Below are 14,928 nucleotides of genomic sequence, written 5' to 3' on the forward strand. Positions count from 1 at the left end.
CGCCCTCCCGTTCAGAGACGTTCCGCGAACTCCTTCAGCCACGGACGAAGGTCCGCGCCGAGGTCGTCCCGGTCGGCGGCGAGCTGCACGATCGCCTTGATGTAGTCGACCCGGTCGCCGGTGTCGTAGCGGCGTCCGCGGAACACCACGCCGACGACGCCCGGCCCGCCCTCGGCGGTGGCGAGCTCCTGCAGGGCGTCGGTGAGCTGGATCTCCCCGCCCTTGCCGGGCTCGGTCCGCTCCAGGATCTCGAACACGCTGGCGGGCAGCACGTACCGGCCGATGACGGCGAGGTTGGACGGCGCGTCCTCCCGCGCGGGCTTCTCGACCAGGTCGGTGACGCGGACGACGTCGGCGTCGTCGGTGGTCTCCACCGCGGCGGCGCCGTACATGTGGATCATCGAGGGTTCGACCTCCATCAGGGCGATGACGGCGGCGCCGGTGCGCTCGTGCTCCTCGATCATCTTCGTCAGCAGCGGGTCGCGCTCGTCGATGAGGTCGTCGCCCAGCAGCACGGCGAAGGAGCTGTCGCCGACGTGGGTGCGGGCGCGCAGCACGGCGTGGCCGAGCCCCTTCGGCTCGCCCTGGCGGACGAAGTGGATGTCGGCGAGGTCGCTCGACTTCATCACCCGCTCCAGGCGGCCGGTGTCGCCTTTCTCCATCAGCTTGACCTCGAGCTCGGGCACGGAGTCGAAGTGGTTCGAGATGGCGTTCTTGTTGCGGCCGATGATCACCAGGATGTCGTCGATCCCGGCGGAGGCCGCCTCTTCGACGACGTACTGGATCGCCGGCTTGTCGACGACGGGCAGCATCTCCTTCGGCATCGCCTTCGTCGCCGGGAGGAACCGGGTCCCCAGTCCCGCCGCGGGGATGACCGCCTTCATTCTCTTCTTCGCCATGCCCGTCAGCTTACCGGTGGCCCGCTCGGCGCCCGCCCCGCGCCGCGTATGATCGGAGGATGCCGACCGAGCCGGAGCAGCAGAAGCGGGCACTGCGCGCCGAGCTGCGGGAACGCCGCCAGCTGCTCTCGCCCGCGCAGCGCGAGAGCGCCGAGGCGGGTATCGCCCGGCAGCTGGACGAGCTGGTCGACCGCCTCGGAGCGCGCTCGGTGTCCTGCTTCCTGTCCACGACCTCCGAGCCGGGGACCCGCGAGTTCGTGCGGAACGCGGTGCGACGCGGCATCCGTGTCCTGCTCCCGATCACGCGGACCGACGGCCTGCTGGACTGGGCCGTCGCCGACGACCCGGACGACGTCGCGGAGGGGATGTTCGGTCTGCCCGAGCCGACCGGGGAGGTCCTCGGCCCCATCGCGGTGGACGATGTGGACCTCATGATCATCCCCGCCGCGGCGGTGGACCGCACCGGAACACGCCTGGGCTGGGGCCGCGGCTACTTCGACAAGACCATCGGCTCGATGCAGAAGTGCCCCCCGGTGTACGCGGTGATCTATGATTCCGAGGTACTCGACACCCTGCCGCGCGAGGTGCACGACCAGCCGGTCGACGGCATCGTCACGCCGACGCAGACCATCGTGCTCTCCCCGGAGCGGCACTGACAACGGAGATTGCGCATGCCCACCTACGCCTACGCCTGCACGGCCTGCGACCACCGGTTCGACGCCGTGCAGAGCTTCACCGACGACGCGCTCACGCTGTGCCCCGAATGCGGCGGCCGGCTGCGCAAGCAGTACGGCTCCGTCGGCGTGACGTTCAACGGCTCCGGCTTCTACCGCACCGACTCGCGCGGCGATGCTGGTGCGAAGGCTGCCTCCCCGGCATCATCGAAGACGGATTCTTCGTCGAGCGCCGCACCGGCGCCCGCGAAGGCCGCGGCCTCGGCCTGAGGTCGCCCGTCTCTGAATAGGGGAGGACCCATGCTCAAGGGATTCAAGGAATTCATCGCCCAGGGCAACGTGATCGACCTGGCCGTCGCGGTCGTCATCGGCGCCGCGTTCTCGGCCATCGTCACCGCGATCGTCGACAACCTGATCAACCCGATCATCGGGCTGCTGTTCAACGCCGAGGACCTCAGCAACGTGAAGCTGGGCGTCATCGGCATCGGCGCGATCATCGGGGCGGTCATCAACTTCCTCGCCGTCGCTCTCATCGTGTACCTCGTGTTCGTCATGCCGATGAACAAGTACCGTGAGCGCCAGGCGGCGAAGAACCCGGCCGTCGAGGAGGAGACCCTCCCGACCGAGCAGGAGCTGCTGATCGAGATCCGCGACGAGCTGCGCAGGAGCGCTGCCCGCTGATCCGGTCACCGACGCCCCCGGCCGCCCTCCGCCGCCGGGGGCGTCGTCGTGTCCGCCGGCTCAGTAGTGCGGCGGGACCTCGCGGAGCATCCGCTCGTCGTTGGGCCCGGATGCCGGGGCGGCGCCGGTGCGCGAACGGGCGACCCGCGGCGGGGCCGCATCCGGCGCGGCAGGATCCGGCGCCGCGTCGGACACCGCTTCGGAGCCCGGCCGCGACTCGGGGTCCGGGTCCGTGCCGGGGGCCGGGGTCAGCCGGGCGCGGCGCGCGCCCGGAACGCGCTCGATCCGCTGGCGGCGGCTCTCAGGCATCCGCGTCCCCAAGGTCGATCGGCTCGGTGTCGTGCTCGGCGCGGACCGCGTCCTCCTGGATGCCGAGCACCGAGGCGATGCGGGTGGCGACCGAGGCCGGGTCGCTGTACAGGTCGAAGGCGTGCACCCGCACGTAGTGCCAGCCGAGCCGGCGCAGCACCTGGGGGCGCAGGCGCAGGCTCTCGCGCAGCGATTCGCCGCGGGACTCCGGGTCGGATTCGATCACCACGGCCCGGCCGGCGTGCTGGGCGACCAGCGGCAGCAGCCCGCGGTAGTCGACGTCCACCGAGGCGCCCAGGCGGCGCAGCTCGCGGGCGAGCGCGAGCGTGAGCGGGTCGGCGAGGTCCTCCAGCCGCGCGTCGCGCCCGCGGGCGGCGAGCCCGCCGAGAATCGACATCAGCGTGGCGGCGCCATGCTCGAGGCGGCCCTCGTCGAAGGCGGAGGGGCGGATGCACGACACGATCACCATCGACCGGCGGGCGCGCGTCATGCCGACCGTGAGCAGGCGCTCTCCGTCGGGCTGGGACAGGTCGCCGAAGTCGCTGAGCACGCGGCCGTGCTTGGTGAGACCGTAGCCCAGCGAGAAGATCACCCGGTCGCGGCTCTCCGCGACGGACTCCTCGAGGGTCAGCACCGCGAACGGCTCCGCGGAGTCGCGACCGACGAAGTCGGCCACGTCGGACCGGCCCGCGAACGCGCTGGTGACTGCGGCCCGCACGCGCTCGGCGTGCCGCCGGCTGGCGGTGACCACCATCAGCGACTCGGTCGGCCGGTGCACCGCGTGCTCGACGACGAGCGTCACCACGCGGGCGACCTCCGCGTCGGGACTCTCCACCGCACCGGTGACCGGGTCGGGCGTGCCCACCCCGCCCTCGACGTAGTCGACGGTGAGGCTGCCGCGGCCGAGGTACGAGCCCGCCCACGGCAGCGACACGATCTCCCCGCCATAGAACGCGTCGTTGATGAGCTCCGCGAGATCCTCGCCGCCGGCGCGGTAGCTGCGGGTGAGGGTCATCACCGGGAACAGCTCGGCGAGCCGCTCGAACACCGACACGTCGTCGAACGGCACCTCCGGCTCCCACTCCGACGCAGGGTCGGTCGCCAGCTGGAACGGGGTCGGCTTCTGCGTGACCGGGTCGCCGAAGGCGACCACCTGCCGCGCGCGGCGGATGGCCGGCGCCGCCTCGGTGAGGTTGATCGCGGCCGCGTCGACCAGCAGCACCAGGTCGAACTCGACGGATTCCGGGATCGCCGGCACCTCGTACGGGGACGCGATCCACACCGGCGCGAGCACCCGCATCAGCGTCGGGGCGACTGCCGCGATCTCGGCGGGCGTCGCCTCCCCGGTCTTCAGCGCCGAGCGCAGGTGCCGCGCCTCCTCGGGCTCGTCGACGATCGCGATCCGCCACTGGCTGGCCAGGTTCCACGCCAGCAGAGGGCCGGCGAGCCCGGTGTGCGCCTCGTCCACGAGCCGGAAGTCGCGTTCGAGCCGGTCCACGACGGCGGTGTTCGCGCCGAGCAGCGCCCGGTCGTCCTGCAGGGCGCGCTCCAGCAGCGACTGCCACCAGGCGAACTCGAGCTCGTCAGCCACGCGGTCCTCGGGGACGTGCCGGATCGAGAGGTCCGCCAGCAGCGGCCCCAGGCCGAGCTCGGCGAGCGAGTCGCGGATGCGGGTGCGCTCCACCAGGTTGTCGAAGACGTCCGATTTCGCGGCCAGGCCGGACAGCGTCCGCAGCAGCCGGGCCACGGGCAGCGAGGCCAGCGGCTCCCGGCGGCCGAGCGCGGCGTCCAGCTCCGAGAGCTCGGCGTTCACGCGCTGCCACGCCACCGCGACGTCCGCCAGTCCCAGCGGCACCTGCGGGGCGACGCCCGCCTCGACGTAGCGCTGCCACTGCGTGCGCTGCTGCTGGATGCGCAGCAGCGCCTCGTGCATCTCGCTGACGTGCGCGCCGGGGCGGACGTATTCGCGGGCCAGCCGCTTCAGGCGCCGGCGGTTCGCCGCCGACATGCCGGGGGCGTCCCGGCGGGAGCCGTGCGCCTGGATGAGCTCGCCGAGGGGGCGCTCGAAGACGGTGGGGCTGAACCGGTCGAGGGAGTCGCGGATGCCCTGCAGCAGGCGCAGGTACTCCCCCAGCTCCTCGACCGTGGAGAACGGGCGCATGCTGGTCTGCGCGATGAGCTCGTAGCCGCGTTCCAGCAGAGACGGCACGGCGCTGGCGTGCAGCCGCCCGGCGAGGGCGTGCGCCGCCCGCGCCGCCTCGGTGGTCTCGAAGCTGACGCCGTACCAGGGCGAGTCGTCGGGGCCGAAGCGGAACTCGCCGAGCCGCGCGGCCGTGGTGAGCGCCTCGGCGGCCGGTCCCCGGTCGGATGCCAGGCGCTCCAGCGCGTCCATGCTCAGCCGTGCCGTCGTGGACGGCGGGACGGGCAGGGAGGCGAGCCGGGTGAGGTGCCGGGTGGCGTCCAGGACGGAGGCGCCGGTGCGCCCCACCGGTGAGGTGAGCGCGGTGCGGTAGTCGCGCAGCACGGCGCGCAGCCGCACCAGCGCATCGTCCACCTCGGCCACCTTGGGCTGCGTCGCCTTCTCGCAGCGTCCGATCGCGCGGATGAGGTCGCGGCGCAGGTTCGCCGGCGAGACGGCCAGGCCGTCCAGGCCGATGCCCGCGAGCCGGTGCCGGACGCCGTCGAGTGTGGAGCGGCGGGCTGAGACGACGAGCACCCGGCGGCCGGCGCGGACCGCCGCACCGAGCGCGTTGATCACGGTCTGCGTGCCGCCGGTGCCGGGGAGCGTGGAGACGACGAGCGAGTGGCCGGCCGCGATCCGCGCCAGCACCTGCTCCTGCTCGGCATCCGCATCCAGGAGCAGGTTGTCGGATGCCGGTGCCCGCTCGTCCGGCCCGACGATCTCCGGCTCCGGGCGCGGGGCGGTGACCTGCTCGCGGTCGGCGCGGTGCCCGGCGAGGGCGTTCAGCACGGGATGGTCGAGGGAGGCCAGGTCGCGCACCATCGGAGCGGCGACGTCGGCGAAGGTGGACACCACCAGGCGCGGCTGCACGGCGAAGGTGTCGATGGACTGGGTGAGCGCGCGCAGCTGATCGATCACCGGCTGCGGTTTGAAGATGCCGCCGTCGTAGGCGAGGGCGGCGAGGCCGACCGGGTCGAGGCTGAGGCCGAAGTGCTCGCGCGCCACCCGCACGAGCTCCGGGTTGACCTCGAAGGCGCCCTGCAGCTTCAGTTCGAAATCGGCGTGGTGCCGGCGGATCGCGAGCGGGCGCAGCAGCACCGGGGCGGAGAACTCGGCGCCGCCGAGCCGCCAGCGGGCGAGACCGACGGCCAGGCGCACCGCGTCGATGCCGCGGACCGTGCGCAGCTCGGTGTTGCGGGCGGTGATGCGCTCGGCGGCCATGCGCGCGGTGCGCAGCCCGACCTCGTCGCGGAACAGGTTGGAGAGCAGGGTGGAGCGTCCGGTGATGAACTGCGGCAGGCTCCCGGGATGGGCCTTGGAGATGTCGATCCCGGCCTCGGGCGTGTCCCGGTAGGTCACCAGCGGGGAGGGTCCGCCGAGATCGGCCGCCTCGGCGCGGCGGCGGGTGCGCTCCGCCTCGGCGGCGTGGGCGATGCCGACGCCGGTCGATGAGTCGCTGAGCTCACCGAGGGTCACCGCGGCATCCGTTCCTGCGCTCTCCGCAGACTTCGCCTCTCGTCGCCACACACGGAAAGCCTAGGCGCGACACGCCGGTCCGTGCGGTATCCCCGCCGGATCGGGCCGAATTCCCGGACGTTCTGCACAGCCGCATCCTCGTCGCGGGTTCTCCCCCGTTCCCGGCCGGCGGCGCGCCGGAGCGGGAGCGCCGGGGCCAGGATGGGTGCATGAGGTACCGCTACGACTTCGTGCCGACGCCGTTCGGCGACGGGCTGGCCGTGTTCTCGGACGACGGCATCGTCGGGTTCGACCTGTCCGAGGCGGAGGATCCCACCGTCCCGTGGCTGCTGGAGGGGTTCAGCCGCCGGCTCGGCTCGGCGCCCGAGCACGATCCCGGGGCGGCGGACGAACTGGCGCACCTGCTGGATGCGTACTTCGACGGCGCGCCGATCCGCTTCGACGATCATCTCCGCTTCGACTGGCGCCTGGTCGACGGCTTCGCCCGCGCGGCGCTGCAGGCCGTGTGCGAGATCCCGTGGGGCGAGACGATGAGCTACGGCGAGGTCGCGGTGCGCGCGGGCAGCCCCGGGGCCGCGCGCGCGGTGGGCACCGCCTGCCGGGAGACGCCGTTCTCGGTCATCGTGCCGGTGCACCGCGTCATCCGCGCCGACGGGACGCCGGGGCACTACGGCGCGTATCCGGAGCGGAAGCGCTTCCTGCTCGACCTCGAACGCGAAGCCGGTCCGAGGCGTGACCCGACGGACCCCGGCGTGTAGGCCGCCGGGGTCCGTCGGGTGCGGGCGTCCGCCGGATCGGGACCGGCGTCAGCATCCGTCATCGGCTACGATCAGTGCTCCACCGCCTTCTCCGCGCCGAAGCCGGTCAGGGAGCGCACGTCCATCTCGGCAGCGAGCGCGCGCGACTCGGTGTGCCGGGCGGTGACCGTGCCGATCCAGCCCAGCAGGAAGCCGAGCGGGATGGAGATGATGCCCGGGTTGTTCAGCGGGAAGATCGCGATGTCGATGCCGGGGATCATCGACTTCTCCCCGCCGGAGAACACCGGGGAGATGACGATCAGGCCGACCGCGGAGATCAGGCCGCCGTACATGCTCCACACCGCACCGCGGGTGTTGAACCGGCGCCAGAACAGCGAGTAGAGGATGGTCGGCAGGTTCGCGGATGCCGCGACCGCGAACGCCAGTGCCACCAGGAACGCGATGTTCTGGCCCTGCGCCGCGATGCCGCCGAGGATCGCAAGGATGCCGATCACGACCACCGTGCGGCGGGCGACCCGCACCTCCCCGTTCGGGTCGGCGGTGTGGTTGCCGTCCTTGTCGCGCTTGATCACGTTGGCGTAGATGTCGTGCGCGAAGGACGCCGCCGCGGTGATCGTGAGCCCGGCGACGACCGCGAGGATCGTCGCGAACGCCACGGCCGAGATGAAGCCGAGCAGGATCGGGCCGCCGAGGGCCTGGGCCAGCAGCGGCGCCGCGGAGTTCACGCCGCCGGGGGCGGCCAGGATGTTCTCCGGTCCGACCAGCGCCCCGGCGCCGTAGCCGAGCACCAGGGTGAGCAGGTAGAACAGACCGATCAGCCAGATCGCCCACACCACCGACCGCCGCGCCTCCTTGGCCGTCGGCACGGTGTAGAAGCGCATCAGCACGTGCGGCAGGCCGGCGGTGCCGAGCACGAGCGCCATCCCCAGGGAGAGGAAGTCGAGCGGGTTCGCGCCGTACTGCAGGCCAGGGCCGAGCACCTTCTCGCCCTGCGGCGAGGCCTCGACGGCCGCGCCGAGCAGCGCGTTCAGGCTGAAGCCGTGCAGCGCGAGCACCCACAGCGTCATCGCGATGGCGCCCGCGATGAGCAGCACCGCCTTCACGATCTGCACCCACGTGGTGCCCTTCATCCCGCCGATGAGGACGTACAGGATCATCAGCACGCCGACCACGGCGATCACCAGGGACTGCCCGATCTGGGTGTCGATGCCGAGCAGCAGGGACACCAGGCCGCCGGCGCCGGACATCTGCGCGAGCAGGTAGAAGAAGCACACCGCGAGGGTCGTGATCGCGGCGGCCAGGCGGACCGGGCGCTGCTGCAGCCGGAACGACAGCACGTCGGCCATGGTGAACTTGCCGGTGTTGCGCATCAGCTCCGCGACGAGCAGCAGCGCCACCAGCCACGCGACCAGGAACCCGATGGAGTACAGGAACCCGTCGTAGCCGTTCACGGCGATCGCCCCGCAGATGCCGAGGAAGGATGCCGCGGACAGGTAGTCGCCGGCGATCGCGAAGCCGTTCTGCGGTCCGCTGAAGGAGCGGCCTGCGGCATAGTAGTCGGCCGCGGTCTTGTTGTTGCGGCTGGCGCGGATGACGATGAACAGCGTCACCGCCACGAATGCGCCGAAGATCGCGATGTTGAGGACGGGGTCGTTCTGGACCGTCTCCGCGGCGATGATCGTGGTGCTCATGCCTTCGCCTCCGCATTCTCGAGTTCTTCACGGATCTCCTGCGCGACGGGATCCAGCCGACGATTCGCGAACGAGACGTACGCCATCGTGATGGCGAATGTGGTGACGAACTGCCCGAGCCCGAAGAGCAGCCCGACGGTGATATCCCCCCAGACCCGCTGGCTCATGAATTCGGTGGCGAATGCCGCCAGCAGGACGTATGCGAAATACCACAGCAGGAAGAACACCGCCAGCGGAAACACGAATGAGCGCTGCATCCGCTTCAGGTGCTGGAACTTCGGCGATTCCTCCACGGCGATGTAATCGATCGCTCCCGGGGAATCGCCCATGACCCGATCCTTCATGAGGCCTCCTTGCCACATGTCCGTGTCTCGCGCGGCGGCGCCGCGCGGGTGATAAGGTCGACGCTACGAAAAGGGGAACGGCGCCGTCACCCCCGAAAGTTGGTATCCGTTGACCACGATGATCCGACCCGACCCCGAGGAGCAGCTCCTCGCCGACGCGGTGCGTGAGCTGGCGCGTCGCACGCGCTTCCCCGTCACGTTCGGCGGACTGGTCGAGGACGGCGTCGTCGCGGTGACCGCGATCGTCGGCAACCGCACGCCCAGCCTGCACGGCCTCCGGGTGCGGCCGGAGCGCGGCCTCGGCGGCCGGGCGATGATGGAGCTGCGGCCGCGGATGACCAGCGACTACCGGACCTCCCAGCAGATCACCCACGACTACGACATGTTCGTGCTCGGCGAGGGGCTGCGCACGCTGCTCGCGATCCCCGTCGTGGTGGGCGGACGGCCGCGCGGGGTGCTCTACGCCGGGGCGTGGGAGGAGTGGCAGGTGGGCGGCGTCGCGACGGCCCCGGCCATGCAGGTCGCGGCCTCGGTGGCGACCGAGCTCGGCATCCGCGACGAGGTCGACCGGCGCCTGCACGCGCTGCCCAGCCCCGCGCAGCTGCCCCCCGCGCAGCGCGAGGAGCTGCGCGAGAGCTACGCCGAGCTGCGCAGCATCGCCGCGGACATCGCGGACGAGTCGCTTCGGGAGCGGCTCGCAGCGGTCGAGCGGCGCCTGCTGGGCCTGGCCGGCGAACCCGTCGTCCCGGCGACGACCGGTCCGGTGCCGACGGTGCGGCTGTCCCCGCGGGAGACCGACGTGCTCGCCTGCGTGGCGCTGGGCGCCACCAATGCGGAGATCGCCGTGCGGCTCGGGCTGCGCGAGGGGACGATCAAGGCATATCTCGGCTCGGCGATGTCGAAGCTGGACGCGTCCACTCGTCACGCCGCGGTGGCGCGGGCGCGGCGGCTCGGCCTGCTCCCCTGACCGGCCGACCCCGCCCGGATAATCTGGGATGCGGCCGCCGGCAGCGGCCCCGGACGAGGCAGGCCAGTACCCGGTGAGCGAAAGGACTGGTCCTGGAGGGTCGCAATCATGGCATGGGTCGTGCTCATCATCTCCGGAGTTCTCGAGGCCGTGTGGGCCACAGCGCTGGGGAAATCCGAGGGCCTTTCCCGGCTGTGGCCGAGCGTGGTGTTCTTCGCGGGGCTCATTCTCTCGATGCTCGGGCTCGCCTGGGCGATGCGCGACATTCCGACCGGGACGGCGTACGCGGTCTGGGTGGGAATCGGCGCCTCGCTCACGGTGATCTGGGCGATGATCACGGGCGAGACGGATATCTCGTGGGTGCGGATTCTGCTGCTGACCGGATTGATCGGATGCATCGTGGGATTGAAACTCGTCGACACCGGTCACGCCTGAATGTTGCCGTCGGAGCCGTTTGCGCAATAGCGTTGTGCCATGGCTCGCAAAATCGTTCATCAGCTCGTCGACGACATCGATGGAACTCTTCTGGAAAGCGGTGAGGGCGAGACGGTGCATTTCTCGCTCAACGGCGCCGCTTACGAGATCGACCTGACCACCGCGCACGCGGACGAGCTGCGTGAGGCGCTCGCCCCGTATATCAAGGCCGGACGGCGTGCGACGACGGCCGGCGCGGTCCGCGGCGGGACGTCCCGCCGCCGTGCGGGCGGCAATGCGGAGGCCGGGGCCATCCGCGAGTGGGCGAAGCAGAACGGCTACAAGGTCTCGGAGCGCGGTCGCGTCTCCAGCGAGATCGTGGACGCCTACCGCGCCGCGCACTGAGCACGCTCCCCCTGCGGCGCTCCGGCGGCGCTCCGGCGGCTTCCGGCGCACGACTAGACTTGACGCGCGCCTTCGTAGCTCAGCTGGATAGAGCAGCCCTCTCCTAAAGGGCAGGTCGCAGGTTCGAATCCTGTCGGGGGCACGATGTTGAAAGGGCCGCCCACGGGCGGCCCTTCCATCGTCTAAGCCCTCGACAGCGGGCCCCCATCGGCCGGAGGCTCCGCGCGCCGCCTTCCCTCCCCACGCGACATCCGCCTCCGACGAGCGGCGCGCGGAGGGGCCGATGGAGGACTCGAGGGCACCATCGCGGGAGGCTCAGGCCGCGAGGGCCAGGTACGGCTCCCAGCGGGGGTCGCTGCGCTCGACGCCGCGGACCGTCCAGGCGGTGCCGTGCGGCGGGCGCGGCGTGACGCGCAGCTCCCAGCCCATCTCCTGCGGAGTGCGGTCGCTCTTGATGTTGTTGCAGCGCAGGCAGCAGGCGACGAGGTTCTCCCAAGTGTCGCGGCCTCCGCGCGACCGCGGCAGCACGTGATCGATCGTCGACGCCGACTTGCCGCAGTAGCCGCAGCGGTGGTCGTCGCGGCGCAGCACGCCGCGGCGGGTGACCGGCATCCGGCGCGCATTCGGCACCCGGACGTAGCGCGAGAGGATGATCACCACGGGGCGCTCGTAGGCGCCGCGGGCGGCCCAGACGGGGTCGTCCTCCATGTGCTCGATCACCGTGGCCTTGTCGTTCATGACCAGGACCAGGGCTCTCTTGAACGACACGACCGCGAGCGGCTCGTATCCGGCGTTCAGGACCAGTGTGCGCATCGTCATCCTCTCGATCCGCCGGGATGGCTTCCCGGCACTCTCGACTCACACGACGCCGTGCGGATGAGGAGCGCTCGCAGGTACGGAAAAGGCGCTGTCTACGGACAGCGCCTTTCACACTCGGCGGAACCGAGGCAGCCCTGCGGGCGATGCCGGAGCACCAGACGACCGAGTGCATCCATGGTGCGGATGCTCGGTATCGGATACATCGGCTTCTCCCACTCGTACGACGACGCGTTCAGGCTAACCCATCCCGGGGCATCCGGGACGGGAACAGCCGGTGAACAGCGCTGGGCGTGTCGACGAGGGCTCAGCCGGCGTTGGCGCTGAGCCAGCCCATCGGCTCGACGAGGGAGCCGTTGACCTGCACCTCGAAGTGGAGGTGGTCGCCGTAGGAGCGGCCGGTGTTGCCCACCTTGCCGATGAACTGGCCGGGCTGGACGACCTGCCCGGCGCTGACGGCGCGGGTGCCGTTGGTCATGTGCGCGTACACGGTGGAGACGCGCTGACCGCCGATCACGTGGTCGATCACGACGGCGACGCCGTAGCCGTAGTAGCTCTCGGAGGAGATCCGGACCACGCCGCCGGCGGCGGCGAAGATCGGGGTGCCGCCGTCGGCGACCATGTCGGCGCCGTCGTGGCCGCTGCTGAGCGTGCGGCTGACGTAGTACGAGCCGGCCGGCAGCGGGTAGCGGACCTCGCCGGAGCCGGCGGCCACCAGGCGGAGGTCGGCGTCGCTGACCCGTCCGCCGTCAGCGCCCGCGGCGGCGAGCTGGGCCGCGGCGGCGGCGCGGGCGGCCGCGGCCTCCTCGGCCTTCTTCTTCTCGATCTCCTCGGGCGTGGTCGCCGAGTAGCTGCCGCGGTTCAGCGGCGCGGCGGTGGCCTCGGAGGCGACGACGAGGGACTGGGCGTCGTCGACGGCCAGCTGCTGCAGCGTGGTCGCCTCCGTACCGGTCGGCTTCGTGGCCGCGTAGGCGGGGAGCGCCACGGCGGCGACGAGCGCGCTGACGGCCGCGAAGATCGCGACGGTCCGCATCGGCTTCACACTCCGGCCGGCCGAGGATGCTCGGCGCCGTGCCGGGGAACTCTGTTCTGCTGTCGTCGCGGTCTTGTCGATGTCTGCGGCCAAAAGGGTTTCCTCCTGCGCCTCGGCGCTCGGGCAGCGCTGGCTCGTCGGCACTGTCGTTTCTCGGGCACGTAGTCACACGGGCACGTTGTGCGAACTTCTCGCGAAGACGACGAGCCAGGGAGGCGATCTTCGCGTGCATCACCGGCGGGCTTCTTCGCCGGCGACCCGTCCGAGGTTACCGGAAGATAACGATTCTGTCACCCTGCGAACCTGGCAATCCCCCGGATGCGGCCCGCAGCCGCGGAATCACGCGGGTTCGCCGACGAGGAAGATGTGCGAGGCGAGCTCGACCGGGAGCTCCAGCCCCTCGTCCTTGCCCTCCATCTGGATGAGCACGTAGCCCTCGTTGTAGCGGTAGTCGCCGCGCGCGCCGGGGACCACGCCGGCGTCTCGCAGCTGCTCCAGAAGCTCCGGGTCCACCTGGGCCGGCTCGGCGAGCCGGCGCACGGTGCCCTCGATCGGGCCGCCCGCCTCGTTCAGCTTCTGCACCAGGCCGACGACGCCCTCGTCGAAGGTGCGGGCCGGCAGGTCGCCGAGCTGATCCAGCCCGGGGATCGGGTTGCCGTACGGCGACTCCGTGGGGTGGCCGAGCAGCTCGACGAGTCGGCGCTCGACCTGCTCGCTCATCACGTGCTCCCAGCGGCAGGCCTCGTCGTGCACGTACGCCCAGTCCAGCCCGATGACGTCGGACAGCAGGCGCTCCGCGAGACGGTGCTTGCGCATCACGTCGACGGCCTTGCGCCGTCCGGTCTCGGTGAGCTCGAGACGGCGGTCCTCGGAGACGACGACGAGACCGTCGCGCTCCATGCGTCCGACGGTCTGCGACACCGTCGGGCCGGAGTGCCCGAGACGCTCCGAGATACGCGCGCGCAGCGGCACGATGTTCTCCTCCTCCAGTTCGAGGATCGTGCGGAGATACATCTCGGTGGTGTCGATCAGGTCGGTCATGCAAGGCCTCCGGTGGTTCTTAGGCAAGCCTACATTCCCGCGATGACGCGGGGCGTCATGCGGGCGGGGCGGCCCAGCCCCTCCCCCTAGAATCGACCCATGGCGATCGAGATCCCCCGAGAACTCCTGCCCGTCGACGGACGCTTCGGATGCGGTCCGTCCAAGGTGCGCCCCGCGCAGCTGGAGGCCCTCGTCGCCGCGGGCGCCGGCCTCCTGGGCACCTCGCACCGTCAGGCCCCGGTGAAGAACCTGGTCGGCAGCGTGCGCGAGCGCCTCGCGAAGCTGTTCCGGCTGCCGGACGGCTACGAGATCCTGCTCGGCAACGGCGGCTCGACCGCGTTCTGGGACGCCGCCGCGTTCGGCCTCATCGAGCGCCGCAGCCAGAACCTGGTGTTCGGCGAGTTCGGCGGCAAGTTCGCCAAGGCCGCCGCGGCTCCGTGGCTGGAGGCGCCGGACGTGCGCAACGCCGAGCCCGGCTCGCGCACCGACGCGGAGGCCGTGGAGGGCGTGGACGTGTACGCCTGGCCGCACAACGAGACCTCCACCGGTGTCGCCGCCCCGGTCCGCCGGGTGGCGGCCGACGGCGCGCTCACGGTGATCGACGCGACCAGCGCCGCCGGCGGGATCGACCTCGACATCGCCGAGGCGGACGTGTACTACTTCGCCCCGCAGAAGAACCTCGGCTCGGACGGCGGCCTGTGGTTCGCCGCCGCCTCCCCGGCCGCCATCGAGCGGATCGAGCGGATCGCGGCATCCGACCGCTACATCCCTGAGTTCCTCAGCCTGAAGAACGCGGTGGACAACTCCCGGCTCAACCAGACCCTGAACACGCCCGCGCTGGCGACGCTGCACCTGCTCGACAGCCAGCTCGGCTGGATCCTCGACAACGGCGGGCTCGGCTGGGCCGCCGCGCGGACCGCGGAGTCCTCCGGCATCCTCTACGACTGGGCGGACGCCTCGGAGGTGGCGACCCCGTTCGTGACGGATGCCGCGCACCGCTCCCCCGTCGTCGTCGCGATCGACTTCGACGAGCGCGTGGACGCCGCGGCCGTCGCCAAGGAGCTGCGCGCGAACGGCATCGTGGACACCGAGCCCTACCGCAAGCTCGGCCGCAACCAGCTGCGCATCGCGACGTTCGTCTCGATCGAGCCGGACGACGTGCGTACGCTCACGCGCGCTCTCGACTACGTGCTGGAGCGCACCGCCGGCTGACGAACGGATGCCCGGGCGCCGCGGTC

The 14,928-nt window shown here is 71.5% G+C and carries 16 protein-coding genes, 1 tRNA gene and 1 riboswitch; of the genes, 9 read left to right on the top strand and 8 right to left on the bottom strand.

The window, feature by feature from the left end; translation table 11 throughout:
• Window positions 1–11: 11 nt before the first annotated feature.
• Entirely contained in the window at window positions 12–899 is an 888-nt protein-coding gene (gene galU, locus JSY13_RS09455; RefSeq protein WP_259606436.1) for a UTP--glucose-1-phosphate uridylyltransferase GalU, read from the bottom strand.
• 59 nt (window positions 900–958) lie between these two features.
• Between galU and JSY13_RS09460 the strand changes: the two genes are divergently transcribed.
• Genes JSY13_RS09460 through mscL form a run of 3 tightly spaced genes read left to right on the top strand, consistent with a single transcriptional unit; the run spans window position 959 to window position 2,254 of the window.
• Complete coding sequence (locus JSY13_RS09460; protein ID WP_259606437.1) at window positions 959–1,555, top strand: 5-formyltetrahydrofolate cyclo-ligase; 597 nt, start codon at window positions 959–961, stop codon at window positions 1,553–1,555.
• Between the two features lie 15 nt (window positions 1,556–1,570).
• Window positions 1,571–1,843 (top strand): FmdB family zinc ribbon protein, encoded by a 273-nt coding sequence (locus JSY13_RS09465; protein WP_259606438.1) that lies wholly within the window; start codon window positions 1,571–1,573, stop codon window positions 1,841–1,843.
• 30 nt (window positions 1,844–1,873) lie between these two features.
• Entirely contained in the window at window positions 1,874–2,254 is a 381-nt protein-coding gene (mscL, locus tag JSY13_RS09470) for a large conductance mechanosensitive channel protein MscL (protein WP_259606439.1), read from the top strand.
• Window positions 2,255–2,314: 60 nt separating this feature from the next.
• Here the strand turns inward: mscL and JSY13_RS09475 are convergent, their stop codons facing one another.
• Complete coding sequence (locus tag JSY13_RS09475; protein ID WP_259606440.1) at window positions 2,315–2,563, bottom strand: hypothetical protein; 249 nt, start codon at window positions 2,561–2,563, stop codon at window positions 2,315–2,317.
• Window positions 2,556–6,272, bottom strand: a complete 3,717-nt coding sequence (locus JSY13_RS09480) for an AAA family ATPase (RefSeq protein WP_259606441.1) — start codon at window positions 6,270–6,272, stop codon at window positions 2,556–2,558. The genes JSY13_RS09475 and JSY13_RS09480 overlap by 8 nt, the downstream gene beginning before the upstream one ends.
• Before the next feature lie 158 nt (window positions 6,273–6,430).
• Between JSY13_RS09480 and JSY13_RS09485 the strand changes: the two genes are divergently transcribed.
• Complete coding sequence (locus tag JSY13_RS09485; RefSeq protein ID WP_259606442.1) at window positions 6,431–6,979, top strand: methylated-DNA--[protein]-cysteine S-methyltransferase; 549 nt, start codon at window positions 6,431–6,433, stop codon at window positions 6,977–6,979.
• A gap of 71 nt (window positions 6,980–7,050) precedes the next feature.
• On the opposite strand, the gene JSY13_RS09490 is transcribed toward JSY13_RS09485, so the two are convergent.
• Window positions 7,051–8,670 (bottom strand): solute symporter family protein, encoded by a 1,620-nt coding sequence (locus tag JSY13_RS09490; protein ID WP_259606443.1) that lies wholly within the window; start codon window positions 8,668–8,670, stop codon window positions 7,051–7,053.
• Window positions 8,667–8,999, bottom strand: coding sequence for a DUF485 domain-containing protein (locus JSY13_RS09495; RefSeq protein WP_259606444.1), 333 nt, complete (start codon window positions 8,997–8,999; stop codon window positions 8,667–8,669). Before JSY13_RS09495 ends, JSY13_RS09490 begins: the two co-directional genes overlap by 4 nt.
• 133 nt (window positions 9,000–9,132) lie before the next feature.
• On the opposite strand from JSY13_RS09495, the gene JSY13_RS09500 reads away from it, so the two are divergent.
• The 4 genes from JSY13_RS09500 to JSY13_RS09515 all read left to right on the top strand — a co-directional run bounded on the left by JSY13_RS09500 (window position 9,133) and on the right by JSY13_RS09515 (window position 10,942).
• Window positions 9,133–9,981 carry a LuxR C-terminal-related transcriptional regulator gene (locus JSY13_RS09500; RefSeq protein ID WP_259606445.1) on the top strand — a complete coding sequence of 283 codons (849 nt, stop codon included), beginning with the start codon at window positions 9,133–9,135 and terminating at the stop codon, window positions 9,979–9,981.
• Window positions 9,982–10,009: 28 nt separating this feature from the next.
• Window positions 10,010–10,076, top strand: a riboswitch (guanidine-III (ykkC-III) riboswitch).
• Between the two features lie 13 nt (window positions 10,077–10,089).
• Window positions 10,090–10,416, top strand: a complete 327-nt coding sequence (locus tag JSY13_RS09505) for a DMT family transporter (RefSeq protein ID WP_259606446.1) — start codon at window positions 10,090–10,092, stop codon at window positions 10,414–10,416.
• Between the two features lie 39 nt (window positions 10,417–10,455).
• On the top strand, window positions 10,456–10,800 hold the full coding sequence (locus JSY13_RS09510) for a histone-like nucleoid-structuring protein Lsr2 (RefSeq protein ID WP_259606447.1): 345 nt from the start codon (window positions 10,456–10,458) through the stop codon (window positions 10,798–10,800).
• 68 nt (window positions 10,801–10,868) lie between these two features.
• Window positions 10,869–10,942, top strand: a tRNA-Arg gene (locus JSY13_RS09515).
• 173 nt (window positions 10,943–11,115) lie between these two features.
• Here the strand turns inward: JSY13_RS09515 and JSY13_RS09520 are convergent.
• The 3 genes from JSY13_RS09520 to JSY13_RS09530 all read right to left on the bottom strand — a co-directional run bounded on the left by JSY13_RS09520 (window position 11,116) and on the right by JSY13_RS09530 (window position 13,690).
• Entirely contained in the window at window positions 11,116–11,613 is a 498-nt protein-coding gene (locus JSY13_RS09520) for an HNH endonuclease (RefSeq protein ID WP_259606448.1), read from the bottom strand.
• A 310-nt stretch (window positions 11,614–11,923) separates the two neighbouring features.
• Entirely contained in the window at window positions 11,924–12,649 is a 726-nt protein-coding gene (locus tag JSY13_RS09525) for a M23 family metallopeptidase (protein ID WP_259606449.1), read from the bottom strand.
• A gap of 339 nt (window positions 12,650–12,988) precedes the next feature.
• Window positions 12,989–13,690, bottom strand: a complete 702-nt coding sequence (locus tag JSY13_RS09530) for an iron-dependent transcriptional repressor DtxR (protein WP_259606450.1) — start codon at window positions 13,688–13,690, stop codon at window positions 12,989–12,991.
• Window positions 13,691–13,789: 99 nt separating this feature from the next.
• Here JSY13_RS09530 and serC point away from each other — a divergent pair, with 99 nt between their 5' ends.
• A complete protein-coding gene (serC, locus tag JSY13_RS09535; protein ID WP_259606451.1) occupies window positions 13,790–14,902 on the top strand; it encodes a phosphoserine transaminase in 1,113 nt (370 codons plus the stop codon).
• Window positions 14,903–14,928 lie beyond the last annotated feature (26 nt).

This window comes from Microbacterium neungamense (assembly GCF_024971095.1).
Lineage (GTDB): Bacteria > Actinomycetota > Actinomycetes > Actinomycetales > Microbacteriaceae > Microbacterium > Microbacterium neungamense.